Origin of the sequence: Methylophilus sp. 3sh_L, from assembly GCF_046766015.1 — a bacterium.
Classification (GTDB): Bacteria; Pseudomonadota; Gammaproteobacteria; order Burkholderiales; family Methylophilaceae; genus Methylophilus.
This window is the reverse complement of the sequence record NZ_JBKOUF010000005.1, coordinates 13,749-37,709: the sequence shown is the minus strand read 5'-3', so window position 1 is coordinate 37,709 and position 23,961 is coordinate 13,749. Positions and strand designations below refer to the sequence as shown.

Here is a 23,961-nt window from a genome sequence, read left to right as displayed (position 1 = left end):
GTGGCGAGAAGCATCTTACTTGAGGGAAGCATGCATGAAAGACGCAAAGATTTCTGATCAACACGGCATCGGTTTTATCGGTTTTTTGCTGGTCCTGACCGCGTTTGGCATTTTAGGCCTGGTGGCGTTAAAAGCCTTGCCTGCTTATATGGAATATTTCTCGATTCAATCCACCATCAACCGCATTGCGCATGATCCTATGCTGCAAAGTGAACAACAGATGCGTACAGCCTTTGACCGTCAGATGGAGGTCGATAGCATTAAAGACGTTTCCAGCCGTGATCTTGAAATCAGTAGTGGAGCCGTGGCCATGCGCTACCAGAAAAAGATCCCGTTGACCGAGACCATGTCATTGTTGATTGATTTTGATGCGGTCAGCAAACCTTAGGGCTTAGGGTGATAGTGATTAGATGAGCGCACTCCCAGTCTTACAAACCAGAATCGGCTATACGTTTTCGCAACCGGATTTGCTACAGCAAGCCCTGACGCACCGCAGCTTTTCGGCCATCAATAATGAGCGGCTGGAATTTCTAGGTGACAGTGTCTTAAACTTTATTATTGCGCATCAGCTGTTCAATTTGTTTCCGCACCTGCCTGAAGGCGACTTAAGCCGCTTAAGGGCCAAACTGGTTAAAGAAGCCAGCCTGGCAGAAATAGCCACCAGCCTGAATTTGGGCGATGCCCTCAAGCTGGGCGAGGGCGAGCTTAAGAGTGCCGGTTGGCGCCGGCCTTCTATCCTGGCGGATGCGCTGGAAGCCATCGTGGGTGCGGTGTATCTGGATGGTGGTTTTGATGCGGCCCAGCAAGTCGTTGCTTTGCTATACCGCGAGAAACTGCAAACCATCGATCCTAAGTCGATTGATAAAGACGCCAAATCGCAATTACAAGAATACCTGCAAAGCAAAAAAATGGATTTACCAGAGTACCAAGTGGTCTCCATTGAAGGTGAAGCGCATGCGCAGACGTTTACCGTGCAATGTTTTATTAAGAAGCTCAAACTAACGACCACTGGCGTAGGCACTAGCCGCCGCGTGGCAGAGCAACAAGCGGCCCAATTGGCCATGGACAGCATACAATCATGACAGAACAGACAACAGCCGCAGACAATTTCCGTTGTGGCACCATTGCCATTGTAGGCCGTCCCAATGTGGGCAAGTCGACCTTGCTCAACCACATTTTGGGCATGAAACTAGCGATTACCTCGCGTAAGGCGCAAACCACCCGTCACCGCTTGCTGGGCATTCATACCACCGAAGATACGCAATTCCTGTTTGTCGATACGCCAGGGTTCCAGCAAAAGCATATCAATGCGCTCAATAAGTCCCTCAATAAGACCGTCACCCAGGTGCTGACCGAAGTGGACGTCGTGTTGTTTGTGATCGAGCCGATGAAGCTGGGCGAGGCGGATGAGCTAGTACTTAAGCTGTTGCCTAAAAATAAACCGGTGCTGCTGGTCGTTAACAAGGCTGACCTGATGGGCGATAAAGGGAATTTGTTGCCCTTGATCCAGGACTTTGATTTGTTGTTTGAGTTTGCTGGCATTATCCCGGTCAGTGCCAAAAAGAATCTTTACCTGGATGAGTTGCTGGCGGCCATCCGCGAGCATTTGCCCGAGCAACCCGCCATCTACGCCGAAGATGAACTGACCGATAAGAACGAGCGCTTTTTGGCGGCCGAGCTGGTCCGCGAAAAAGTGTTCCGCCTGCTGGGGGATGAAGTCCCTTACTCGGTGACTGTGGAAATTGAAAAATTTGAAACGGTGAAAAACCTGCGCCGGATTTTTGCGGCCATTATTGTCGATAAAGAAAGCCAGAAGCCCATGATCATCGGCAAGGGCGGTGAGAAATTAAAACAGATTTCAACCGAAGCGCGCCAGGATATGGAAAAGCTGTTTGGCTCTAAAGTCTATCTCGAAACCTGGGTCAAGGTTAAGGGCGGCTGGGCAGATGATGCCCGCGCATTAAAGAGCCTGGGTTTCTAGCCAGGCGGTTGCAACTGGCCTCCATACATGGCAGTCAAGTCACCTGATTCAGGCAGCCACAAACAAAGCCTGCAACCGGTCTTTATCCTTCACACCTATCCTTTTAAAGAAACCAGCCTGGTCGTCGAAATGTTCAGCCGCGACCTGGGCCGCATTGCTGCTGTCGCTAAAGGCGCACGCCGCCCGCTTTCTGCCATGCGCGGCATGTTGCAATCTTTCCAGCAGCTGGCAGGGACCTGGTCAGGCAAAAACGAACTCAAAACCCTGCATGACCTGGAGTGGATGACTGGCCTCACCCTGCTCAGAGGCGATGCGCTCATGTGCGGGTTTTACATGAATGAGTTGCTGTTGCGGCTGCTGCCACGCGATGATGCCCATGTGCAGCTATTTGAATATTACGCGCAAACCATCCAGGTTCTCTCTGCGTTGCCGATGCCGGTAGATGCCACCCAGCTCGCCATGGTCATGCGCAAGTTTGAGCTCAAAATGCTGCAAGAACTTGGCTACGCGGTACCACTCACGCATGATGAACACGGCGAAATGATCCATGCCGACAGCACCTATCGTTTTGAGGCCGATTATGGCGCGTGTGATCCGTCTGCCACTAAAAACGGCCTACTGATTCTGGGGAATACGCTGCTACAGATGGCACGTGGTGACTACAGTGAGGCGGTCACCCAGGCCCAAAGCAAGCAGCTCATGCGTTATTTGCTACAGCACTATCTGGGGGAGAAGCCCTTGCATACGCGGCAATTGCTGGTGGATTTACAAGGGTTCTGAGTCCGTCGTTGGCGCGATCTCGCGTCCAACTGGGAATGATCTCGGGGGCTGCAAGGTGAGTGATAGATCAGCACTCACCTTGGCTTGATTTCCGGCTTGGTGTCCAGCCATCAGCTGACTGGCACCGCTAGATTCGGCCTCGCTTGATGCCTCTCACAAGGCCGGGTTGAATTTAAGCGGCTTTCTGTTGGCGACGTGCCAGCAAGCCAAATACCGCCAAGCCAGCCAACAGCAGGGCGTTAGTTTCTGGCTCAGGGACGGCAGCTGCTTGCTGAACAAAGCTGAAATAGCCCGAATTGCTGACCGTGGAGAGTCCTTGCGCAGTGAATTCAGAGAAATAGCTATTATCAGGATACAGCGTTAGGACAAAGGTCGACGCGCCGTTATTGGCTGCAAACGTAAAGCCCTGTTTGTCTATGCTAATGCTGGAGTCGCTGGTGCGATAAATAACATTGTCCAATGGGTCATTAAGTACAAAATCCAGCACGCTGAAGTTGTAGTTTAATGAGAACGGCGCACTGGTGGTCATGCTGCCAGAGAAGGTCGGGTCGCCATTGACATCGTCGACAGCAACAATATTGTAACGATAATCGGCCAACGCCAGATTGCTGCCTGCAAAGGTCAGCGCCAGTACTACTACCAAAAATTTAATGAATTGCATCATAAATCCTAAAAAATTAAGTCAATCAAATGCTGCGTAAGCGTTCATTTTGAGGAGGCGCAGTTGACACCTGCACCTCCTCTTGCCGGTTAACGGACTGAAACGAACACCGGGTTGGAGTAAAACCAGAGGCTGCTGTAGTTGCGGTCGTTAATCGCGTTGACACGGCCATTGTTATCCACGCCGCCCTGATTATTCAGTACCCAGGTTTTCTGGTCTGCCAGCGGTTCGCCGTTGTAGCTGAACCCTGGTGCATCAACGGCCAGGTTGGTGCCGCGTAATCTGTAGTACTGGTTTTTGTTGGCGACCAGCTGGATGGTGATTGAGGCAAACCCATCTTTACCGACCTTCCAGTCAGCGGCGGTAAAGCGCTTGAGTACATGCGTAGATGGATTGGTGGCGACGTTGTAAGCCGCAGAATCCGGGCTGGCTTTTGCCGTGACATCACCGACAATCAAATCCACATGATTCACTACAGGCTTCATATTGGCGAGTGTATTGCCATCCACCGGCTTCAGATAGTTGTTAAGGTCTGGGCTCTTGAAGCGGATCGTCAGTTTGACTTTTTCACCCGCGCCGACTTTGATTTCCTGGCCCATAAATGCTGTGCCAGTGGAGCCTACGACGCGGAAATCCAGCGCATTAATCAAGTCACCAAACACACCGAACATGCGACCTTCACGCAAGCTGGCGATTAAACCGGTGGCAGTGCCTTTACCGCTCTCTGGCATCCAGACATAGTTCTTGGCGTATTCGCCTGGATAATAGCCACTGCTGTTGCTGGCTGCATCAATCTTAAAGTGTGAATCGGAGTCGGCAATATTCCACACATGACGCCCTTCACCTAACAGCGCATCCCATACGCCACCGACTTTAGCGACCACGGCGTCCACGCCACCATAGGTACGGTTAGGCAGGTTGGCGTCAATATAGGCAGAAGTGTAGCCGCCACGGTCTGGTTCCATCTGGTTACCCACCATGCCTTCAATCATAAACACGATATCCGGGGCCAAGTCATTCATTTGACGAAAGTCCTTGATCGTATATTTATTCGGATTACGTGAAGGGTGGTTGATTGTTGCAAAGCTGGTAGTTGGATAGTGTGTTTTCAACCAGGCAATCGCGGACAAGGCATCTGCGCCGGTTTGGTTCGGGCGCACAGTACCATTCCTGTTTTTCCAGGCCGCGACATCTTGCGGGTTAAACAACGATTCAGACAAGGTCGTAAACAGGTACTGGAATTCTTTGGCGCCATCGGTAGACGTCTCCAGCGTGGATTCATTCTGGAACATCACAACGTTGGCATGATCATGGGTAGGCATATCCCACTCCGCTGCCGACAGGATCATTTTGTCTGCATAAGTGCCACCTGCTTGCATGTCTTTCACATGCGGAATCTCAATCGACTCCATCGCATAGGCAAAGGGCACGGGTTTGGCCAGCAAGTTGCCATTCTGATCATATTTGGAAGAGCGTAAGTGATTGCTCAGGATCATCCAGTCCAGTTTGTAAGTGCCCAGCGCCTTGTCTAGCAGAAAGTCCAGGGTCTGTGTCGTACGGGAGTCATCCGACTCCACGGTATGGGTATGCAGGTCGCCTGCCATCCAGGAACCTTTGCCTTCTGTAGGCGCTGGCATGGGCTTGACTTCCAGACCTGAAACTAACGACACGGCACCGAAGGACAGGCCTGCCACAGCGGCCACCATGGCCGTTGATTTAAATACTTTTGATTTATTCACAATAATCCCGCTTAATTAACATCCCCGGCAGGGGCATGGTAGTTTCGAAAGTGTTTACTACGCGGGCATGATGATGGACGCGGATTAACCTGTGATGACAGCGGCGATATATTCGCGTGACAGCGGTCTAGGCATGTATTGTGGTTCTATCTGCTGGTGATCTGCACAGGCCGCTCCTGGAGATTCATGGCTGATGGCAACGCTTAATGGTATGGTTTTACTCGGTCAACAGGTAAAATAGGGCTTTGTCCGTTCTCTTATCAGTCAACTATGTTAAAACTAGGCGTCAACATTGATCACGTGGCCACCATCCGTCAGGCGCGTGGCACCAAATACCCCAGTGTGGTTCAGGCCGCATTACGTGCCGAGCAATCGGGCGCTGACAGCATTACGCTGCATTTGCGCGAGGATAGACGCCATATGCAGGATGCAGATATTTTTGCCTTGCGGCCACTCTTGCAAACCAAAATGAATCTGGAGTGCGCGGTGACCAGCGAGATGATTGATATCGCGATCCAGGTCAAGCCACAGGATGTTTGCCTGGTGCCTGAACGGCGTGAAGAGCGCACGACCGAAGGCGGGTTGGATGTATTGACCCACTATGCGAAAGTGGAACACGCGGTTAAAAAGCTGTCTGACCAAGGCATCCGCGTCTCCTTGTTTATCGCACCAGATCTGGCGCAGATTGATGCTGCAGCCAAGATGGGCGCGCCAGTGATTGAGCTGCATACCGGCACCTTTGCCGATGCGGAAACTGAAAAAGCACAACTGGCAGAGCTGGACAAAATTGCCACAGCCCTCAAACATGCCAAGGCCGCCGGTTTGGTGGTCAACGCAGGGCATGGCCTGCATTATCACAATGTGCATCATATTGCGCGCCTGCCAGGGTTTGAAGAGCTGAATATCGGACACGCCATTGTGGCGCATGCTTTATTTGTGGGCTGGGATCATGCGGTCAGTGAAATGAAATCTCTGATGAAAGAGTTTGCGCCCAGGTAATCGGATGGCAGGGTAGCTGAGGAGTGGCGATGATTTATGGCATAGGCACGGACATTGTTGAGGTCGAGCGGATACAGTCTTCGCTTGACCAGTTTGGTGACGCCTTTGCCAAGCGTATTCTGGCAGAGGTAGAGTGGCCTGATTATGAGGCCAGCCAGCTCAAGGCCCGCTTTCTGGCCAAGCGTTTTGCGGCTAAAGAGGCCTTTGCCAAAGCGATCGGTACCGGTATCCGTGGCGAAGTGAGTTTTCACAATATTGCCGTGACGCATGATGCATTAGGGCGACCGCTATTGCAGTTGTCACCAGCGTTACAGGTATTTCTCAAACAGCATCATATTCATCAGTCGCATATCAGCATCAGTGATGAAAAAAATCTGGCGCTGGCGTATGTGGTGCTAGAGACGAGCTAGTAGTTATGGACGCGGACGCATCTTTGGATATGGAACGCCGTTTCTCCGGCGTACGCCGCCTGTATGGCGAGCAGGGTTTGGCCCGTTTGCAGCAAGCCCACATATTGGTGATCGGCATCGGTGGCGTCGGCTCGTGGGCAGTAGAGGCGTTGGCACGCAATGCCGTTGGGCAGTTAACGCTGGTGGATCTGGATAATGTTGCCGAGTCAAACATGAACCGCCAGATTCATGCGCTGGAAGGCACGCTGGGTAAGGCCAAGGTGACGGCCATGCGTGAGCGGATTACTGAAATTAATCCCTTATGTGTCGTCAATGAGATTGAGGATTTTGTGACGCCTGAAAATCTCGCACACATGCTGGCGGGGCAGCCAGACCTGGTTGTTGACTGCATGGATGACACCAAGGCTAAAATCGCGCTGGCGGCGTACTGCAAGCAGCAGGCCTTGCCGTTGGTGATGGTGGGCAGTGCAGGCGGTAAGCTGGATGCGACACGGTTGCGTCTGGCGGATCTGGCGCATGTGCAGGGCGACCGCATGTTGTCTAAAGTGCGCAATCAATTGCGGCGTGATCATGGCTTTCCCAAAGCGTCCGATCACAAGAAATCCGCCCGGTTTGGCATCCTGGCGGTGTATTCAGATGAGCCAGTCGAGCGGCCGCAGGAGGCCTGCGAGACCCCGGCCACCGGCCTCACGGGGTTGCATTGTGCAGGGTATGGGTCCAGCATCTGTGTCACTGCCAGTGCGGGTTTTATAGCCGCGCAACAAGCGATACAACAGCTTTTATCTGAACACTAACTCTGGGCTGAGGCTATTCTTCCTGGTCTCGCCATCCTATTTTTGTCATGCATTTGTTGGAACATTGTGTGGGTGGTGACGTCTACCCAAACAGCAGGCATAAACATTGCATGCAATTCTTATTGCCTGTGCAGGATTAAATACGTGGTTTTTTACGTGTCCTCCTGATTTCAATGAGGGCTGTCAATGTTACAGTGTGATATGGCCTCACCCAATTTAACCTTTCAAAGGTCACTGCCATGCAATTAGAGGTATTCTTAAAAAAAGTTTCTGTGAACCACGGCCTGAATGTGTTGGTCTGGCACCTAGCCCAGGCTGGTATTGAGATTGCCGCCCTGATCCGCCAAGGCGCGCTACAGGGCGTGACCGAAAAAATGACCAGCACCAATGTGCAGGGCGAAACGCAGATGAAGCTTGATATCCGCAGTCACGAATTGGCGATTGCGCAATTGCGTGCCTCTGCGGTGGTGGCGGGCGTCCTGTCTGAAGAAGAGGATCATCCCGTGCTGTTTGAGACATTGGATGCACCATTTCTGGTCAGCATGGATCCACTGGATGGTTCGTCTAACTTGGCCATTAATGGCGTGGTCGGGAGTATTTTTTCGGTGTTGCCCAATATTGGCCTCGCAACGTTAGGCGAGCAGGCCTTTTTACAGCCCGGCCAGGATCAGCGTGCCGCGGCGTATTTGATGTATGGGCCTGCCACGTTGATGGTATTGACGCTTGGTCAAGGCACACATGTGTTTACGCTGGATCATGACAGCAATACGTTTATGCTGACCCAGCAAACGGTACAAATTGCCGAGGAGACGTCAGAGTTTGCCATCAATGCCAGTAATCAGCGCTATTGGGCCCCGGCGATGCAGCGCTATATCAATGAATGCTTGCAAGGGGCCGACGGCCCGCGTGGACGCGACTTCAATATGCGCTGGTGTGCCAGCATGGTGATGGATGTACACCGGATTTTGAGCCGGGGCGGCGTGTTTCTCTATCCGCATGACCGTAAGCAACCTGTCAGGGCCGGGCGGTTAAGATTGCTCTATGAAGCCAACCCGATGAGCTTGCTGGTGACGCAGGCCGGCGGCGAGAGCATTGATGGCGAGCAGCCTGTGTTGGCGATACAGCCCAGCAGTTGCCATCAACGGGTGCCGGTGTTATTAGGCGCCAAGCAGGAAATACAACGTTTGCATGACTATCATTTGCAGGATATGCAACATTAGCAGGCTACCGAATTAAGGAGTGTGACACATGGCATTAATTTCGCTCAGACAATTATTGGACCACGCAGCTGAACACAGTTATGGCTTGCCAGCCTTCAATATCAACAATATGGAGCAAATTCTCTCCATCATGAAGGCCGCAGATGAGGTGGATAGCCCGGTGATTTTGCAGGCGTCTGCCGGTGCCCGCGGTTATGCAGGGGAGTCTTTCTTGCGCAAAATGGTGGAGGCAGCGATTGAGCAGTATCCGCATATTCCTGTCTGTATGCACCAGGACCATGGCGCCTCGCCTAAGGTCTGCCAGATGGCGATCCGCAGTGGTTTTTCCAGCGTGATGATGGATGGCTCGCTGAAAGAAGACGGCAAAACACCAGCCAGCTATGAGTACAACGTTGAGATGACCCGGCGGGTGGTGGAGTTTGCACACGCGGTAGGGGTCTCGGTAGAAGGTGAGCTGGGTGTATTGGGTTCGCTGGAAACGGGCATGGCGGGCGAAGAAGATGGCGTCGGTGCCGAAGGTAAGCTGGATGAGTCGCAATTGCTGACCGACCCGGATGAGGCGGCTGCGTTTGTCGAAGCGACCAAAGTCGATGCGCTGGCGATTGCCATTGGTACCAGCCATGGCGCCTACAAGTTTACACGCCCGCCTTCAGCCGACACCTTGTCAATTAAGCGCATCCAGGAGATTCACGCCAAGATCCCGAATACCCATCTGGTCATGCATGGCTCATCCAGTGTGCCACAATCTTTACTGGAGCAAATCCGCCAATATGGGGGCAATATCAAGGAAACCTATGGCGTGCCGGTGTCTCAAATTGTAGAAGGTATTAAAAGCGGCGTGCGCAAGGTGAATATTGATACCGATATCCGCCTGGCCATGACGGCCGCGATCCGGGCGCACATGGCAGAACACCCTGAGGAGTTTGATCCGCGCAAATATTTCAAAGAAGCTATTACGGCGGCCCAGCATTTATGTAAAGAACGCTTTGAAGCGTTTGGCAGCGCTGGCCAAGCCAGTAAGATCAAGGTGATTTCGCTGGAGAAAATGGCCGCGATTTATTAGACGTCTGGCAAAAACAGCGTCAAAACAAAAAGAGAAGTTGAGTCAATCAACAATCGGCAAGAGGGGGCATGAATAAAGGAATTATCATGCGACAAAAGTTAGTGGTTGGTAACTGGAAACTACACGGTGGACTCCTTGAAAATCAAGGATTGCTTAACCGCCTCAAACAGGAGCTGCACGATTTGCTAGGCGTGGATGCTGCGGTCTGTTTGCCCTATGTTTACTTATTTCAGGCGCAAGCCTTATTGCAGGATTCTTCCATTGCCTGGGGCGCGCAAAATGTCAGCCAGTACACAGAGGGCGCCTTTACTTCGTGTATATCCGCCAAAATGGTGGCCGAGTTTGGTTGCAGCTATACCATCATTGGCCACTCCGAGCGCCGCGCCCTTAAACTGGAAAGCAACCAGGTCGCTACCAAGCGCATGCTCAATGCCTTGCATGCAGGTCTCACGCCGATTTTTTGTGTCGGTGAAACCCTGGATGAACGCGATGGCGACATGGCCGAGCTGATTGTGCGTAACCAGATGCTCAATGTGGTGTATGGCCTGGATGATGAAGCGTTTGCGCTGGCGAAAAAATTCAATATGGTGATTGCCTATGAGCCTGTATGGGCCATCGGCACAGGCGAGCATGCCAGCCCTGACCAGGCACAACGCATGCATGCGTTTATCCGCATGATGATTGCCGAGCGGGACCGCGATTTTGCGGATCAAATCCGGATTGTGTATGGTGGCAGCATGACGCCGCAAAATGCCCACAGCCTGCTAAGCATGCCGGATATCGATGGCGGTTTGCTGGGGCGTGCGGCGCTGGTAGCCGAAGACTTTATTGAGATCTGTAAAATCGCCAGCCGCTGCTATCAGCAAAAAAAGGTTTTTCAGGAACCAATGGCCGCCGTCCCAGTCTTTGAGGCATGACCCCGGACTTTAAAGGCAACAAGAAAAATCTGCCCAGCAAGCTTTGCCAGCAATGTGGCAAACCCATGACCTGGCGTAAGGCGTGGGCCAAAAACTGGGAACAGGTCAAATATTGTTCTGAGCGTTGCCGCCGCATGCCTCATCCTGCGCAGCCATGAGGCACTTGGTCATCATTCTCGGCGACCAGCTCACGCTGGATAATCCCGCCTTGCAAGCGTTTGATGCCGCTCAAGACCATATCGTCATGGCAGAAGTGCGGCAGGAGTCCAGCCATGTCTGGTCGCATCGGCAGCGCATCACTTTGTTTCTTTCTGCTATGCGGCATTTTGCCGAGACTCTGCGCGCGCAGCAGTTTCCCCTCACTTATTTTGCACTGGATAGCCATCCTTATGCGGATTTACCCGCAGTGCTGCACGCCATGGTGCAGCGGCACCGTCCCTTAGCCATCAAACTCTGCGAGCCTGGTGACTGGCGCGTCTGGCAGCAATTGCAGGCCATGGCTGAGCAGTGCGCAACGCCCTTGCAGGTGCTGCAAGACACGCACTTTATGTGCAGCAAAGACCAGTTTCAGCGCTGGGCGGATAAATATAGCGAAAAAAATACTTCTTTGCGTATGGAGTTTTTTTACCGCAGCATGCGCAAAAAATACCAGATTCTGATGGCGGGCGATGCGCCAGAGGGCGGTGACTGGAACTATGACCAGGACAACCGTCAGTCCTTGGGCAAGCTGGGTCCGCAAGGCTTGCGTCCGCCACCAGCGTTTTCACCAGATGCCATCACCCAGGCAGTGATGATTTTGGTGAATCAACTGTTTCCTGATCATCCCGGTTGCTTGGAGTCGTTTCAATGGCCGGTGACGCGTGAGCAAGCACTCACATTTCTTGACCATTTTGTTGCAGAAAAGCTGGCCCAATTTGGTCCATATCAAGATGCGATGTGGCAAGACGCGCCATACTTGTGGCATTCACTGCTGGCCTCTGCGTTAAACCTCAAGTTGCTCAATCCGCGGGAAGTCATTGCCGCCGCTGAGCAGGCTTACCGGCAGGGGCGGGCGCCCTTGGCCAGTGTGGAAGGATTTATCCGCCAGATTCTTGGCTGGCGTGAGTTTATCCGCGGCATGTACTGGTTGGAAATGCCTGCGCTCAAGCAAGCAAATTATTTCAACCATCAGGGCAATTTGCCTGCCTGGTTCTGGACCGGAAAAACCGGCATGCAGTGTTTATCGCAGTCCATAGGGCAGACCTTGCAGTTTGGCTATGCGCATCACATTCAGCGCCTGATGGTAATCGGATTGTTTGCCACCCTGGCCGAACTGTCACCGCAACAAGTCGCGGACTGGTTCCTGGCCGTATATGTGGATGCGGTGGAGTGGGTGGAACTGCCTAATGTGGCCGGTATGGCCCTGTTTGCCAATGGCGGCCGTTTTACCAGCAAGCCTTATGTGGCCAGTGGCGCCTATATCCAGCGCATGAGCAATTATTGCCAGGGGTGCCAGTATGATCCCAAGCAAAAAACGGGGGCGCAAGCTTGCCCATTCACCACTTTGTATTGGGCTTTTTTAATTAAGCATGAAGCATTGTTTGCGCGCAATCCACGGACCAGTTTGATGGTGAAACATGTGGCAAAATTATCTGCGGACGAAAAACAGGAGATTACTGCAGCGGCACAGCTGCGCTTGCAACACATAGAACAGTTGTAAGACGCAGCCAATCCGCAACAAAGATGTAATTTCATAAAACTGTCACAATTGAAAGCATTGCAGCCGATACAATATCCGCCATGAAAAATAACACGCCCGCCCTGTTAGACAGAGACCAGAGTATTTTAAGTTTTAATGCCAGAGTGTTGTCTCTGGCTCAGCGGGAGGACTATCCGCTGCTGGAGCGTTTGCGCTTCTTGTGTATCGTCTCCAATAATCTCGATGAGTTTTTTGAAGTACGCATGCCTTTGCAGATGGAAGCCTACCAGCAAGGCGTCACCAGCGGCCCGGTGACGGCTTCTACTTGTGAGCAAGTGGCGACCCTGGCGCATGCATTGGTTGCCCAGCAATACCAGCTGTTTAATGATGCCCTGATGCCGGCGCTGGCAAAGGAGCGCGTGCATCTGGTGTCTGGCGGTGTCAGGACGCCAGAGCAAACCACTTGGGTGGCGAACTACTTCAAACGCGAGGTGTTGCCGTTCTTGATGCCGGTGTCGTTAGATCCGTCCCATCCCTTCCCGCAAGTGGCGAATAAATCACTTAATTTTATTGTGCGCATTGCCGTGGATGGCGAAGAGAAAATTGCGATCGTCCGCGCGCCACGCGTAGTGCCACGCCTGGTGCAATTACCGCCATCGATTAGCAAGGGTGAGCAGTGCTTTGTCTCGCTGACCAGTATTATCCGCTCCAATCTGGAGGTGTTGTTTGACGGCGCCAGCATCCTGCACTTTTCCCAGTTCCGCGTCACCCGCAACAGTGACCTGGAGGTGGATGAGGATGATGTCATCAACCTGCGTACTGCGCTGCGTGAAGAGTTGGCGCATCGGCAATATGGTGAAGCCGTCCGTCTTGAAGTGACACAGGAGTGCGACGACACGCTGGCTGAGTTTCTGTTGAAGCAGTTTAACCTGCCGCCACTGGCGTTGTACCGCGTGAATGGGCCGGTGAACTTGGGCCGTTTGATTCAATTGCCGGATATGGCCAAAGGCGATCACCTTAAGTTCGTGCCCTTCCAGCCACATTGGCCGCAGCACATCAAAAAGAATGTCTCGCTGCTGACGCAAATGCGTGAAAAAGATTTGCTGATTCATCAGCCTTATGAGAGCTTTGACGTCGTGATCCAACTGCTTGAAGAGGCGGTCAAGGATGATCAGGTACTGGCTATCCGCATGACGATTTACCGTACCGGGGCAGACCCACGGATGCTGCGCCTGCTGCAAGAGGCCGTCCGGCGTGGCAAAGAAGTGCTGGTCGTGGTTGAGCTCAAGGCACGTTTTGACGAAGAGGCCAATATCAACTGGGCGGAAGCCCTGGAGTCTGTCGGTGCGCAGGTCGTGTACGGTGTGGTCGGCCTCAAAACGCATGCCAAGATGCTGCTGATTATGCGCCGTGAAGGCAAGGTGATCCACCGGTATGGACACCTCTCCACCGGCAACTACAACCCGAAAACCACGCGCCTGTATACCGACTGGAGCATGCTGACCGCGGATGCCAATCTGACCAAAGAGATGGAGGCCGTATTCCGTCATTTGACCAGTGAGCTACCGATACCGGCCATGCGTCACCTGCTGGTTGCCCCCTTTACCTTGCAGAACAGCATGATACGCCAGCTGGAAAAAGCCCAGCGCCTGGCTAAATTGGGCAAGCCTGCCAAGGTGATTGCGAAAATGAATGCCTTGACCGATGTGCCGTTGGTCAATGCGCTGATGAAAGCTGCCAGCGCTGGGGTCGAGATTGATCTGATTGTGCGTGGCGCCTGCATCTTGCCGGTTGATGCGCCTTCTGTCAAAGGCCGCATCCGGGTGCGTTCGATTGTCGGGCGCTTGCTCGAGCATTCCCGCGTATTTTACTTTGAGCTGGATGGTCAAGTGCACATGTGGCTTTCAAGTGCAGACTGGATGAGCCGTAACATGGTGCGCCGTGTAGAGTTGGCCTGGCCGATTAAAGATCCGGCGATGCAGCAACGCATTTATCGTGAAAGCCTGCAGCTTTATCTGCAAGACAACCTGGATGCCTGGCAACTCGGGGAGCAGGGGCAATACCAGCCAGCTGCGCGTACTGAAAGTGCCGAGGCGCTGTCTTGCCAGAATTTGCTGCTGCGCCAGTATCATTCGCTATAGCGGGTTGTGATGCCAGTTAAAAATCTGATCTTGTGGCGGCATGCAGAAGCAGAGGTGCTGATGCATGGTGCCTCTGACCTGGAGCGGCCGCTGACAGCCAAAGGACACAGGCAAGCCAAGCAAATGTCAGCCTGGCTGAAAAAATATTTGCCCAAGCAAACCTATGTGCTGGTGAGTCCCGCTGTGCGTACCCGCGAAACCGTTGCCTATTGGGCGGAGGATTGGCAGGAAGACACCCGGCTTGCCCCAGAACGGCCGCTGGAGCCTTTGTTGCAACTTCTGGCACAAAGCCCGTTTGAATCGATGATGCTGGTCGGTCATCAGCCCTGGATAGGCGAACTGGTGGCGCACGCATTAGGCTTGCCTGAAGGGCAGGTGAGTATCAAAAAAGGGGCCGTCTGGTGGTTGCGCTTACCCAAATCGGGGCCGCCGTACAAATTATATAGCGTACAAAGCCCGGACTTGATCAAGTAACGTATCGCAATTGGTCATGCGAGTGCAGGGACTGGTGCCAGCCCCTGCACGAGAACGTAGAAGGATTAATTGGGGAGTCCAGTTTATTTTTTGGGTCTGCCGGTTTTAATCACTGGGATGCTGGCCAATGCTGCTTTTAATGCGGCATCATCCATGGCAGACAACAGTTTCAAGCCTGCGCGCAACAATTCGCTTTTCTTGACGGGTTTCTCCAAGGTTTCGAGACGCTTTTTCAGGATGGCAATTTGCGCATACTCTTCTTTGGGCATGGTGAAACTGTCACGTTCCATTTTGACTTTGCTGGTTTTTGGTTTGTCTTTATCGGCTTTGTCTTTGGCAGGCGTTGCGACTTTATTGACGACTTTGATCGCAGGGGTAGCAGTTGTTTTTTTAGCAGGCGTAGCTGCTTTTACCACTGGTTTGGCGGCTGGCTTGGCCGTGGCCGGTACAGCAGGTTTTGCCGCAGGTTTGCTGGTAGCAGGGGTTTTAGCCGTTGATACCGGTTTGGCTGGCGGGGTGGCCGGTTTGATTGAGGTCAATGGTTTGTTATTTGGTTTGCTGGCCATGAAGTTCTCCTGATTAAATACCGTAAAAAACAGTTTATACTGTTTTTTATCAAAATCAATTGTCATAAAAATTTCATATTGATATGGTGTTATATCAGCAGGTTTTCATGACAGAATTCAACACCTAAAAACAGGGAGCGAACGATGCGCAGGGTATTAGTGGCGAATACCAAAGGCGGCTGCGGTAAAACCACTTTGGCCACTAATCTTGCTGGTTACCTGGCACAGTTGGGCCATAAGATTGTGTTGGAAGACATAGACCGGCAGCAGTCATCAACCGGCTGGTTGGCGCGTCGTCCTACCCATGTCGCCACTGTTTTTAACGCAGATGATCTCAGTAAATCGGCCTTGCAAAAGGCAGACTGGATCATTACCGACGCCCCAGGTGGTTTGCGGGACAAAAAAATTTCTGATGCAGTGACTGAAGCAGACCTAGTATTGGTGCCGGTCGCGCCGTCAGCCTTTGATATCGGCGCTACGCAAGACTTTTTGCAATTGCTAGCAGAAGAAAAAGCGGTCCGTAAACATAAAACCTTTGTTGGCCTGGTGGGGATGCGTGTTATGCCGCGTACGCGGTCTGCTGACCGCCTGCTGGCGTTTATGGATGAGTCCGGGTTTTCTGTGTTGTCCATGCTGCGCGCTTCGCAAATTTATGTCACCGCTGCCGAAGAAGGCCTCAGTATTTTTGAATTGTCGAATACCTTGAAAGAGGTCGACATTGCACAGTGGAATCCAGTCACCGACTGGATTCTGCAAAATAGCTAAATTCGGTCTGTTTAAACAACCGGATAGTAGACAATCAAAGGGAGTCCTATGAAAGACAAGGTCAATCCAGTGTATCTGGATAAAGTCAAACAATTATCCGCCGATGAGGCTGAGCGCGTGCTATCCCGCATGGGAGGTAAATTGCCCAAGCGCTTTATTAAAGACAAGCTGAGCCAGGAAGAAGCCCTGGCTTTGCAACTGGAAATTGAAGACGAACAGTTGCAAGAGTGGCGCGAGAAAGTGGCCAAGCTCAGAGAAGAAGACGAGAAAAAAGAGAAAAAGAAAAAAGAGTAAGTAGTGATAAAAAAAACGGGCCTAGTGCCCGTTTTTTATGTATGGCGAATCTCTAATTGCCAGCCCAGCTTTTGCCAGAGCAGGCATTCTTCTTCCAGCAGGTGGTGGGTTTGCGGATGTTGGCTCGCCCACTGCGCCGAGAGCGCCAGGATGAATTGCTGTTTGTGGCGTTCAAGCTGCAAGTGCTTGAGCGAGGGCATGCGGCGGGAATGGCAAAAGATCACGGCCAACCGCAATGCCATCAGCTGACAGACCAGATCCTGGTTATCAAAGTCAGCATCCAGTTTACGTAATTTGCCTTGATGCCCCAGCACCAGCAGGCTAATGGTATGCAGCTCACTTTGCGCAAAACCCATCAGTTCGGTGTTGTCGAGAATATAAGCACCATGCTTGTTGCAATCGGTATGCGAAATCGCCCAGCCGATTTCATGGCATAAGGCCGCCCAGTGCAGCAGGGGTTTCTGTGTGTCACAGGCCTGCATCGCATCGTAAAAATACAAAGCCATTTTGCTGACGTTGTTGGCATGCTCCATCTCCACGCCAAATTGCTTGCACAAGCGGGCAATCGAAGCCGTGCGCAAATCTTCGGTGACATCCTCTGGGTTGAGCATGTCATAAAGCACGCCATGCCTTAAAGCACCGTTAGCCACCATCAGCGTGTCAATTTTCAGGGTATCAAAAACCGCTGTCAGTACGGCCAAGCCGCCACCGATCACTGCACGGCGATCATCTTTCAGGCCTTCCATATTCAGGCGGTCTGGCGTTTTGGCTTTGATCAGCGTCTGTTTCAACCACTCCAACTGCGCACGCTCAATGCGGTCTGCAGCAAATCCCGCACCGGCCAAAACATCGGCTACTGCGCCCACGGTACCAGAGGCGCCATAGGCCACCTCTGATTTGCCGGTATAGCGGTTAGCAATCATGTCGATGATAGACTCGGCAGCAATTTCGGCCCGTTCAAAATTCCGTTCGCTAAACTGGCCATCGGCAAAATATTTTTGTGACCAGCCCACTGAGCCCAGACGCAAGGACTCCGTCACCGTGGCGCGGAAGTGCTGACCCAGAATAAACTCGGTAGAGCGGCCGCCAATATCCACCACCAGCCGTTTTTCGTCCGATTGTGGCAACATGCGGCTCACACCCTGGTAAATCAGCCTGGCCTCTTCGACACCAGAAATAATCTCAATCGGATAGCCCAGGACTTTTTGCGCCTGGCGGATGAAATCTTCACTGTTGGCAGCTTCACGCAAGGTTTGGGTGGCGACGGCGCGCACATGCTCAGCCGGGAAATCTTTCAGGCGCTCACCAAAGCGGGCCAGGCATTTCAAGCCGCGCTCGAACGCTTGCGGTTTCAGGTTGCGGTCCTCATCCAGATCGCCGCCCTGGCGGACGGCTTCTTTCAAATAGTCCACGCGTAGAATCTGGCCATCGACCACGCGCCCGATTTCAAGACGAAAACTGTTGGAGCCCAAATCTACAGCAGCGAGCTGGGTGTCATGAGTAATATTTAGCATGCATTAATACGGGTGGGTTATTTTTGGTTTACTTAAGGTAGCGTTGAACAGCTTGGGGATACTCTGGAAAGTAGCGTTCTATCACGCTTAAATCAAAGCTTCTCAAAATACTGGTGTTCGATTCACGGTCAAGCAAAAACTTGAACGAAGCAGTCACCAGCTCTGAAACAGTCTGGCTGGCTGAGAGTAATGGCTGGGCATAATCTGGTTTGACATTCACTTGATGTGAGGTGGTCTGCGCCCCATGCACAGTGACAGAAAATGAATTCGGACTGGTTTCAGTCACCTCAATAGTTGCCATGATTGCCTCCCCAGACACATCGTGCAAACAGTATAAATTGTTATGTTGGCAGAGGCCAGTGAAAGTAATATGAAAAATCTGTGAAGGGCGTTGGCTTTCCTCTGGCGTTGCAGCCCTGTGGTTGCATCATCTGTCATCAAACTGTCATCCCCGGCATTTAACATGCCAAGCAAAATAAAAATGCAATCGCTACGCCTTCCTCTCCTCTCTATTCTCTGCGCTGGGTTTTCTGCCTCTGCGTATGCAGCACGCCCATTAGTCACCGATGATGCGCGGCTCACCAACGCGCATAGCTGCCAACTTGAAACCTGGATGCGCAGCTATCAAAGTGGCCAGGAGCTCTGGGCGCTGCCAGCCTGCAATCTGGGCGAAAATTTTGAAATTACCCTCGGTGGCGGAAGCTATCATAACCGGGACAATGACTACCGGACCGAGGATTGGGTGGGCCAGTTTAAAACCCTGTTCAAACCCCTAGAAACAAATGGTTGGGGGATAGGCTTTGCTGCCGGCAAAGTCATGCATCCTGATATTCAGCCTGGGCCTAACCAGTTGGGCAATACCTACTTTTATATTCCGGTTTCGTTTTCATTCCGTGATGACGATGTGGTGGTGCATCTGAATGCGGGCATGCTGAGAGACAAACAGCAGGCCAGAAACAAGCTCAATATGGGCATAGGCTCTGAATTCAAACTGACTGGACCGTTTAAAGGCGTCGCAGAAGTCTTTGGCGATCACACCCAAGCCCCGTTTTATCAGTTTGGCCTGCGGTATTCACTGATTCCAGAAGTTTTACAGATTGATGGTACGTTTGGGCAGCAGGTGAATGGTAATAGCGGCACGGAGTGGTTTTCGATGGGGGTACGGTGGACACCGTAGGGTTTAGCAGAGGGGCGAAGAGTATGCTAATGCTCTGCGCCGGTGTAATGGCTTGCTTTTGTAAAAATAAGTGTTCTGCAATAAGGCATCATTCCGGTGGAAGCCTTTATCCAGGCCAGGTTAATGGTTAGCTTGGTTGCAATAACAGAACACACTTGCATAGGTTGGAAGTACTCATAGATACTTCTCTGGATATTGACCTTTCTCTTCGGCTTTCGTTGTAGGGTGCGTATGTATGCACACGCATAAGATTGCTGGTTATTTGTTATGTTCTGTTTCACCTTTCGGCGAGTCACTTTTCTTTGCTTGCACAAAGATAAAGTAACCAAAAGAAAGTGCACCCCAGCTTCCGCTTGTTTCCTGCGTTACTCAGTTTAGGACTTTCGTCCGTTGCTTTGCCGGACTTAGGCATAAGCGCTCGCGAAACTCATCCTAGCGGCCTGCACAAAACGCAAGCCACTAAGGCGAGTTTCGATGGACGCCAACTTTGTTGAGCAACGCAAGGGAGCCGTAGGCCGTGATGGCTGGGTGCCCTCTTCTTTGGTTACTTTCTGTGGGGCAAGCAACAGAAAGTAACTCGCCTACAGGCGAAAGTAATCTTTTTAATGTGTCGCTAACGGTTTCAACAAACTACTTCAACAAAATAATCCGGTTAATTTGCCCCAATCTATAAGCCGTTTTGCTCAATTTGCCCCCTTTCAGTGCAAGCGGCCGGATCGGGCAGGGGGGAATCCTTCTTCCATCTTCCAGCAAGGTGTCATCCTCAGCCGTCGATTGCCAGACACCGCCATTCACAGGGCGGAATTGCCAGCGTATATACCCAACTTTGGCACCAAGGTGCAACATTTCGTCACGGTCTGGGGCATCGCTGACCAGCAATTCGTCTTCGAGCGCCTCATCATATTTGCCAAAGGCTTGTTTGCAAGCGAGCGCTTCTTGCTCGCTTGCACCTACCCAGGTGCAGGCGCGATGTTCTTCCCGTTGTACGTCCCAGGCTCCGAGTTGCCAGGCTGCATCCAGCACCGCCTCTTCGACGACTTCAGGCTGTCGCCAGCGGTCATTGATCTGTAAGGCCGAGCCTGGTACAGGCTGTAGCACTGGTTTGAGCATGGGGAGGGCCGGGGTAGGTTGCTTGCGGAAGCCATGCCAATGCAACATGAGCAATACCGGCGTGTCTGCCCGTGGGATGGCGGTCAAGGTGACTGCATACAGCGGCAGTTTCATGACCTGCATTTGCTCGATTAACGTGTGAAAGAGATTCATACACTACGCTCCTTACCTGACATCAGAACAAAGAATGCTGCGTTACAAAATACCTAGCAAAAAGCATGCACATCAATCGGTTTTAATTGCTTGAACAATTAGCTTTTTATGGGCTTTCATGGCGAAACCTCTTTGACTCCGAGCGGTTTAAATAATGGTTTGGCTTCATTCCACGCCTGTTTCACAATCTCCCCTCTTGAAAAACGGTTTTTGCTTCCCCATCTAGGGTTAAATTTTTGTGTTTAACCCTGTTTTTGGAGGATCTGTCATGACAACTGCGACAGCAGAATCGCAATCCAAGCAGACCATGGGCTTTCAGGCCGAGGTCAAACAATTACTGCAATTGATGATTCATTCGCTCTATAGCAATAAAGAAATTGTCTTGCGCGAATTGATTTCCAACGCTTCTGACGCGGCTGACAAGTTGCGTTTTGAAGCCATCTCAAATGCTGCTTTGTATGAAAATGACAGCGAGTTAAATATTCGAGTTTCATTTGATAAAGCAGCCCGCACGCTGACCATTTCTGATAATGGTATCGGCATGCGCCGTGAAGAAGTGATCAACAATATTGGTACCATTGCCAAATCCGGCACTAAGGAATTCTTCCAGAACCTGACCGGCGACCAAGCCAAAGATGCCAACCTGATTGGCCAGTTTGGTGTGGGTTTTTACTCCAGTTTTATCATTGCCGATAAAGTCACCTTGATTACCCGCCGCGCGGGCGAGAGTGAAGCGGTGAAGTGGGAGTCGCATGGTGAAGGCGATTTCACCATTGAGACCACAGAAAAAGCCGGTCGCGGCACCGATGTGATTTTGCATCTGCGCGAAGGCGAAGACGAATTCTTGAACGACTGGAAACTGAAAACCATCGTCCGCAAATACTCTGACCACATCACCCTGCCGATTGTGATGAAAAAATCAGAATGGAAAGACGGCGAACAAGTCCCCACCGATGAAGACGAAACCGTCAACAAAGCTTCTGCCTTGTGGGCACGCAGCAAAAACGACATTAGCGAAGAAGAGTACAACGAGTTTTACAAACACGTTTCGTACGACTTTGAAAATCCGCTGGCCTATACCCACAGCCGCGTAGAAGGTAAGCAAGAATACATCTCGCTTCTCTATGTGCCAGCCAAAGCGCCGTTTGATTTATACGACCGCGATCGCCGCCAGGGCATCAAGCTGTATGTGAAGCGCGTGTTTATCATGGAGGATGCCGAAAAACTCATGCCGCAATACCTGCGTTTTGTGCGCGGCGTGATTGACTCAGCTGACCTGCCACTCAACGTCTCGCGCGAAATTCTGCAAGACAGCCGCGACGTAGAAGCGATTAAAAACGGCTCCGTGAAAAAAGTGCTGGGCCTGCTGGAAGACCTGGCTGAAAACAAACCCGAAGACTACGCCAAGTTCTGGGAACAGTTTGGCCGCGTGCTTAAAGAAGGCCCCGGCGAAGACTTTGCCAACAAAGACAAGATCGCCAGCCTGTTGCGCTTTGCCTCTACCCACGCGGATACAGAGGAGCAAAATGTCTCGCTCAAAGCCTACATTGAGCGCATGAAGCCCGAGCAAGAGGCAATTTACTACATCACTGCCGATACCTTTGCCGCAGCGAAGAACTCGCCACACCTGGAAATCTTCCGCAAAAAAGGCATTGAAGTGTTGTTGATGTCTGACAAGGTAGATGAGTGGTTGCTGGGCAGCCTGACCGAGTTTGAAGGCAAAAAACTGCAGTCGATTGCCAAGGGTGACTTAGACCTCGGCAAGCTGGAAGACGAAGCCGACAAAGAAGCGCAAAAACAGGTGGAAGAACAAGCCAAAGACCTGGTCGAGCGCATTAAAACCGCGCTGGGCGAGAGCGTGAAAGAAGTGAAAGTGACGCACCGCTTGACTGATTCACCAGCGTGTTTGGTGGCTGGCGAGCATGATTTGTCCGGCAACCTTGCGCGTATCCTCAAAGCCGCCGGTCAAAAAGCGCCTGACAGCAAACCAATTTTAGAGATTAACCCGACCCACCGTCTGGTTGAAAAACTGAAAGCGGAAAGCGATGATGCCAAGTTTGCCGATTATGCGCATGTGCTGTTTGATCAAGCGCTGTTGGCAGAAGGTGGGCAGTTGGAAGACCCAGCTAGTTTTGTGAAGCGGATGAATAGCTTGATTTTGTAATTTCGTGAATTTTAAGCATCAGAAAAGCCACCCGGAAAGGTGGCTTTTTTGTTTTGCAATTGAAGATTAATTCCCAGTCCCGTCATAGAAGCTTACGCTGCAATCCCGCATAGAAAAACAACGAATTTTTAGTAGATTTTTTAACAGCTGTGGCATTATATTTTATCAACAAATAAGCAATAACTGGCTAGTTAAATACGCTCTCTATTTTTAAATCAAGTGATTGTATTTTATATAAAAATGAAAATTTTAACGCTCTATTACCTAGTGTAATTGGGATGGCTACTTAATAGGTAGACTGACGAGGATATTAGATGAAAGACACTACCCGTGCGCGAATAGCTGCAGCAGTTGGTGCAGCTTCGCTGAACAAAGACATTACTGCCGTCTATGACTATTCGAATAGTGGATATCGGACCATCTCTGCGAGTGTTAAGGGTGGCTCGCTAAATGGCTACGATTACACGACTTCCAGTCATTTTTCTGGTGGCGGGGGATCATTAGACTTTTACGATTATCACAATTCCAAGCATGTACAGCTGAAGCTGAATGGCAGCAATTTTGATGGTTACGACTATGACACTGGAAAACATTTCAGCGGGACAATCAATGGCAATTCGATATCAGTCTACGATTACGAGACTTCAAAGTACTACAACTATAGCGTCTGACAAGTTCTTCAACTCGGTTAATCGAAATGTTATGCATCATGACCGAGCGTAGCTCTATCGCATGTATCTTTTGCTTCGGATGCGAGAGCACGTCCGTCGCCCACATCGTCCCAGAATCTTTAGGGGGAAAGGGCTCCCCGATTGGCCGCTCCGGAGTTACCTGTGATCGCTGCAACCAATACTTCGGTCAGAAGGTCGAGGCTAAAGCGCTGCAGAGCTTTCCCTTCAACGGCTATCGCCTTTTGCAGGGCGTGCCCTCGAAGAAGGGACGTTTCGTTCAGATGAGCACGAAACTAGGCCAACTAGAGGCGTCCGGAGTACTTGGGGTTGTCCATCTTGAGCCCCGAGACCAACGGTTGAGGAGCCTCATTGAGCAGGGGCAGGTTAACCAATTTAGTATCGTCGCTGAAGTCTCTGAGCCATTGGCCGTAGCGCGCATGCTCTTGAAGATTGGGCTTGAGCAGTTGGGCAAGCATTTCTATCCCGTCGCAGCGTCCGACCGTGTCAGAGAGGCTAGGTCCTTTGCCAGAGCGCCAAGCAAAGGCGATCAATGGTGGTTCATTCTTCGCACCGCACCAGAAGAGTTTTTCGCTTCGGAAACCTCTGAAGATGCGTCCATTGAAATCGTCGAGCAGGACGGAGTACTGGTGTCGGTTATGCATCTCCCGGGAGTTACTACGATGGTCCCGT

The 23,961-nt window shown here is 51.6% G+C and carries 26 protein-coding genes and 1 pseudogene; 20 read left to right on the top strand and 7 right to left on the bottom strand.

Translation table 11 applies throughout. The annotated features are described in order from the left end of the window. Positions 1-34: 34 nt before the first annotated feature. The 4 genes from ACIDF8_RS10635 to recO are packed head-to-tail and all read left to right on the top strand — an operon-like array spanning position 35 to position 2,761. Positions 35-388: a DUF4845 domain-containing protein gene (locus tag ACIDF8_RS10635; RefSeq protein WP_412010592.1), complete on the top strand. Its 354-nt coding sequence runs from the start codon at positions 35-37 to the stop codon at positions 386-388. A gap of 22 nt (positions 389-410) precedes the next feature. Further along, positions 411-1,082, top strand: a complete 672-nt coding sequence (gene rnc / locus ACIDF8_RS10630) for a ribonuclease III (RefSeq protein WP_412010591.1) — start codon at positions 411-413, stop codon at positions 1,080-1,082. Then, on the top strand, positions 1,079-1,981 hold the full coding sequence (era, locus tag ACIDF8_RS10625) for a GTPase Era (protein ID WP_412010590.1): 903 nt from the start codon (positions 1,079-1,081) through the stop codon (positions 1,979-1,981). Before rnc ends, era begins: the two co-directional genes overlap by 4 nt. Before the next feature lie 27 nt (positions 1,982-2,008). Continuing rightward, a complete protein-coding gene (gene recO, locus ACIDF8_RS10620) occupies positions 2,009-2,761 on the top strand; it encodes a DNA repair protein RecO (protein ID WP_412010589.1) in 753 nt (250 codons plus the stop codon). A gap of 172 nt (positions 2,762-2,933) precedes the next feature. On the opposite strand, the gene ACIDF8_RS10615 is transcribed toward recO, so the two are convergent. Continuing rightward, entirely contained in the window at positions 2,934-3,422 is a 489-nt protein-coding gene (locus tag ACIDF8_RS10615; protein ID WP_412010588.1) for a PEP-CTERM sorting domain-containing protein, read from the bottom strand. Between the two features lie 89 nt (positions 3,423-3,511). Then, positions 3,512-5,161: a hypothetical protein gene (locus tag ACIDF8_RS10610; RefSeq protein WP_412010587.1), complete on the bottom strand. Its 1,650-nt coding sequence runs from the start codon at positions 5,159-5,161 to the stop codon at positions 3,512-3,514. A gap of 270 nt (positions 5,162-5,431) precedes the next feature. On the opposite strand from ACIDF8_RS10610, the gene pdxJ reads away from it, so the two are divergent. The 10 genes from pdxJ to ACIDF8_RS10560 all read left to right on the top strand — a co-directional run bounded on the left by pdxJ (position 5,432) and on the right by ACIDF8_RS10560 (position 14,857). Next, the gene (gene pdxJ / locus ACIDF8_RS10605) at positions 5,432-6,160 is read left to right on the top strand and encodes a pyridoxine 5'-phosphate synthase (RefSeq protein ID WP_412010586.1); all 729 of its coding nucleotides are present in this window, start codon (positions 5,432-5,434) and stop codon (positions 6,158-6,160) included. A 29-nt stretch (positions 6,161-6,189) separates the two neighbouring features. Beyond that, positions 6,190-6,570, top strand: a complete 381-nt coding sequence (acpS, locus tag ACIDF8_RS10600) for a holo-ACP synthase (protein ID WP_412010585.1) — start codon at positions 6,190-6,192, stop codon at positions 6,568-6,570. 5 nt (positions 6,571-6,575) lie between these two features. Then, positions 6,576-7,364, top strand: a complete 789-nt coding sequence (locus ACIDF8_RS10595) for a tRNA threonylcarbamoyladenosine dehydratase (protein WP_412010584.1) — start codon at positions 6,576-6,578, stop codon at positions 7,362-7,364. Between the two features lie 239 nt (positions 7,365-7,603). Next, positions 7,604-8,584: a class 1 fructose-bisphosphatase gene (locus ACIDF8_RS10590; protein ID WP_412010583.1), complete on the top strand. Its 981-nt coding sequence runs from the start codon at positions 7,604-7,606 to the stop codon at positions 8,582-8,584. Between the two features lie 28 nt (positions 8,585-8,612). Then, positions 8,613-9,647, top strand: coding sequence for a class II fructose-bisphosphate aldolase (gene fba, locus ACIDF8_RS10585; RefSeq protein ID WP_412010582.1), 1,035 nt, complete (start codon positions 8,613-8,615; stop codon positions 9,645-9,647). Positions 9,648-9,733: 86 nt separating this feature from the next. Next, on the top strand, positions 9,734-10,564 hold the full coding sequence (tpiA, locus tag ACIDF8_RS10580; RefSeq protein ID WP_412010581.1) for a triose-phosphate isomerase: 831 nt from the start codon (positions 9,734-9,736) through the stop codon (positions 10,562-10,564). After that, complete coding sequence (locus ACIDF8_RS10575) at positions 10,561-10,722, top strand: DUF2256 domain-containing protein (protein WP_412010580.1); 162 nt, start codon at positions 10,561-10,563, stop codon at positions 10,720-10,722. Before tpiA ends, ACIDF8_RS10575 begins: the two co-directional genes overlap by 4 nt. Continuing rightward, complete coding sequence (locus ACIDF8_RS10570; RefSeq protein WP_412010579.1) at positions 10,719-12,263, top strand: cryptochrome/photolyase family protein; 1,545 nt, start codon at positions 10,719-10,721, stop codon at positions 12,261-12,263. Before ACIDF8_RS10575 ends, ACIDF8_RS10570 begins: the two co-directional genes overlap by 4 nt. Before the next feature lie 80 nt (positions 12,264-12,343). Next, positions 12,344-14,383: a polyphosphate kinase 1 gene (gene ppk1 / locus ACIDF8_RS10565; protein WP_412010578.1), complete on the top strand. Its 2,040-nt coding sequence runs from the start codon at positions 12,344-12,346 to the stop codon at positions 14,381-14,383. A gap of 9 nt (positions 14,384-14,392) precedes the next feature. Then, positions 14,393-14,857, top strand: coding sequence for a SixA phosphatase family protein (locus ACIDF8_RS10560; protein ID WP_412010577.1), 465 nt, complete (start codon positions 14,393-14,395; stop codon positions 14,855-14,857). An 83-nt stretch (positions 14,858-14,940) separates the two neighbouring features. On the opposite strand, the gene ACIDF8_RS10555 is transcribed toward ACIDF8_RS10560, so the two are convergent. Continuing rightward, positions 14,941-15,423 (bottom strand): hypothetical protein, encoded by a 483-nt coding sequence (locus ACIDF8_RS10555; RefSeq protein WP_412010576.1) that lies wholly within the window; start codon positions 15,421-15,423, stop codon positions 14,941-14,943. Between the two features lie 144 nt (positions 15,424-15,567). On the opposite strand from ACIDF8_RS10555, the gene ACIDF8_RS10550 reads away from it, so the two are divergent. Beyond that, positions 15,568-16,188 carry an AAA family ATPase gene (locus tag ACIDF8_RS10550; RefSeq protein WP_412010575.1) on the top strand — a complete coding sequence of 207 codons (621 nt, stop codon included), beginning with the start codon at positions 15,568-15,570 and terminating at the stop codon, positions 16,186-16,188. A gap of 48 nt (positions 16,189-16,236) precedes the next feature. Further along, positions 16,237-16,482: a hypothetical protein gene (locus ACIDF8_RS10545; RefSeq protein WP_412010574.1), complete on the top strand. Its 246-nt coding sequence runs from the start codon at positions 16,237-16,239 to the stop codon at positions 16,480-16,482. A gap of 35 nt (positions 16,483-16,517) precedes the next feature. Here the strand turns inward: ACIDF8_RS10545 and ppx are convergent, their stop codons facing one another. Both ppx and ACIDF8_RS10535 read right to left on the bottom strand, forming a co-directional pair. Next, entirely contained in the window at positions 16,518-17,996 is a 1,479-nt protein-coding gene (gene ppx / locus ACIDF8_RS10540; protein WP_412010573.1) for an exopolyphosphatase, read from the bottom strand. Positions 17,997-18,024: 28 nt separating this feature from the next. Beyond that, positions 18,025-18,297: a hypothetical protein gene (locus ACIDF8_RS10535; protein ID WP_412010572.1), complete on the bottom strand. Its 273-nt coding sequence runs from the start codon at positions 18,295-18,297 to the stop codon at positions 18,025-18,027. Positions 18,298-18,477: 180 nt separating this feature from the next. Between ACIDF8_RS10535 and ACIDF8_RS10530 the strand changes: the two genes are divergently transcribed. Next, the gene (locus ACIDF8_RS10530; protein ID WP_412010571.1) at positions 18,478-19,173 is read left to right on the top strand and encodes a hypothetical protein; all 696 of its coding nucleotides are present in this window, start codon (positions 18,478-18,480) and stop codon (positions 19,171-19,173) included. A gap of 630 nt (positions 19,174-19,803) precedes the next feature. Here the strand turns inward: ACIDF8_RS10530 and ACIDF8_RS10525 are convergent. Next, entirely contained in the window at positions 19,804-20,436 is a 633-nt protein-coding gene (locus tag ACIDF8_RS10525) for a diguanylate cyclase (RefSeq protein ID WP_412010570.1), read from the bottom strand. A gap of 268 nt (positions 20,437-20,704) precedes the next feature. Here ACIDF8_RS10525 and htpG point away from each other — a divergent pair, with 268 nt between their 5' ends. The 3 genes and pseudogenes from htpG to ACIDF8_RS10510 form a co-directional block, all read left to right on the top strand. Beyond that, positions 20,705-22,600 (top strand): molecular chaperone HtpG, encoded by a 1,896-nt coding sequence (htpG, locus tag ACIDF8_RS10520; RefSeq protein WP_412010569.1) that lies wholly within the window; start codon positions 20,705-20,707, stop codon positions 22,598-22,600. Positions 22,601-22,914: 314 nt separating this feature from the next. After that, on the top strand, positions 22,915-23,271 hold the full coding sequence (locus ACIDF8_RS10515; RefSeq protein ID WP_412010568.1) for a hypothetical protein: 357 nt from the start codon (positions 22,915-22,917) through the stop codon (positions 23,269-23,271). A gap of 26 nt (positions 23,272-23,297) precedes the next feature. Further along, positions 23,298-23,480 (top strand): annotated as a pseudogene (locus ACIDF8_RS10510) (HNH endonuclease); the annotation flags it as partial. A 93-nt stretch (positions 23,481-23,573) separates the two neighbouring features. Here the strand turns inward: ACIDF8_RS10510 and ACIDF8_RS10505 are convergent. Further along, positions 23,574-23,933 carry a hypothetical protein gene (locus ACIDF8_RS10505; RefSeq protein ID WP_412010729.1) on the bottom strand — a complete coding sequence of 120 codons (360 nt, stop codon included), beginning with the start codon at positions 23,931-23,933 and terminating at the stop codon, positions 23,574-23,576. Between the last annotated feature and the right edge of the window lie 28 nt (positions 23,934-23,961).

Bases quoted from the DNA above. Each gene is read 5' to 3' on its own strand.
- ACIDF8_RS10635 (WP_412010592.1), top strand. From the start codon at position 35: ATGAAAGACGCAAAGATTTCTGATCAACACGGCATCGGTTTTATCGGT.
- rnc (WP_412010591.1), top strand. From the start codon at position 411: ATGAGCGCACTCCCAGTCTTACAAACCAGAATCGGCTATACGTTTTCG.
- era (WP_412010590.1), top strand. From the start codon at position 1,079: ATGACAGAACAGACAACAGCCGCAGACAATTTCCGTTGTGGCACCATT.
- recO (WP_412010589.1), top strand. From the start codon at position 2,009: ATGGCAGTCAAGTCACCTGATTCAGGCAGCCACAAACAAAGCCTGCAA.
- ACIDF8_RS10615 (WP_412010588.1), bottom strand. From the start codon at position 3,422: ATGCAATTCATTAAATTTTTGGTAGTAGTACTGGCGCTGACCTTTGCA.
- pdxJ (WP_412010586.1), top strand. From the start codon at position 5,432: ATGTTAAAACTAGGCGTCAACATTGATCACGTGGCCACCATCCGTCAG.
- acpS (WP_412010585.1), top strand. From the start codon at position 6,190: ATGATTTATGGCATAGGCACGGACATTGTTGAGGTCGAGCGGATACAG.
- ACIDF8_RS10595 (WP_412010584.1), top strand. From the start codon at position 6,576: ATGGACGCGGACGCATCTTTGGATATGGAACGCCGTTTCTCCGGCGTA.
- ACIDF8_RS10590 (WP_412010583.1), top strand. From the start codon at position 7,604: ATGCAATTAGAGGTATTCTTAAAAAAAGTTTCTGTGAACCACGGCCTG.
- fba (WP_412010582.1), top strand. From the start codon at position 8,613: ATGGCATTAATTTCGCTCAGACAATTATTGGACCACGCAGCTGAACAC.
- tpiA (WP_412010581.1), top strand. From the start codon at position 9,734: ATGCGACAAAAGTTAGTGGTTGGTAACTGGAAACTACACGGTGGACTC.
- ACIDF8_RS10575 (WP_412010580.1), top strand. From the start codon at position 10,561: ATGACCCCGGACTTTAAAGGCAACAAGAAAAATCTGCCCAGCAAGCTT.
- ACIDF8_RS10570 (WP_412010579.1), top strand. From the start codon at position 10,719: ATGAGGCACTTGGTCATCATTCTCGGCGACCAGCTCACGCTGGATAAT.
- ppk1 (WP_412010578.1), top strand. From the start codon at position 12,344: ATGAAAAATAACACGCCCGCCCTGTTAGACAGAGACCAGAGTATTTTA.
- ACIDF8_RS10560 (WP_412010577.1), top strand. From the start codon at position 14,393: ATGCCAGTTAAAAATCTGATCTTGTGGCGGCATGCAGAAGCAGAGGTG.
- ACIDF8_RS10555 (WP_412010576.1), bottom strand. From the start codon at position 15,423: ATGGCCAGCAAACCAAATAACAAACCATTGACCTCAATCAAACCGGCC.
- ACIDF8_RS10550 (WP_412010575.1), top strand. From the start codon at position 15,568: ATGCGCAGGGTATTAGTGGCGAATACCAAAGGCGGCTGCGGTAAAACC.
- ACIDF8_RS10545 (WP_412010574.1), top strand. From the start codon at position 16,237: ATGAAAGACAAGGTCAATCCAGTGTATCTGGATAAAGTCAAACAATTA.
- ppx (WP_412010573.1), bottom strand. From the start codon at position 17,996: ATGCTAAATATTACTCATGACACCCAGCTCGCTGCTGTAGATTTGGGC.
- ACIDF8_RS10535 (WP_412010572.1), bottom strand. From the start codon at position 18,297: ATGGCAACTATTGAGGTGACTGAAACCAGTCCGAATTCATTTTCTGTC.
- ACIDF8_RS10530 (WP_412010571.1), top strand. From the start codon at position 18,478: ATGCAATCGCTACGCCTTCCTCTCCTCTCTATTCTCTGCGCTGGGTTT.
- ACIDF8_RS10525 (WP_412010570.1), bottom strand. From the start codon at position 20,436: ATGAATCTCTTTCACACGTTAATCGAGCAAATGCAGGTCATGAAACTG.
- htpG (WP_412010569.1), top strand. From the start codon at position 20,705: ATGACAACTGCGACAGCAGAATCGCAATCCAAGCAGACCATGGGCTTT.
- ACIDF8_RS10515 (WP_412010568.1), top strand. From the start codon at position 22,915: ATGAAAGACACTACCCGTGCGCGAATAGCTGCAGCAGTTGGTGCAGCT.
- ACIDF8_RS10505 (WP_412010729.1), bottom strand. From the start codon at position 23,933: ATGCATAACCGACACCAGTACTCCGTCCTGCTCGACGATTTCAATGGA.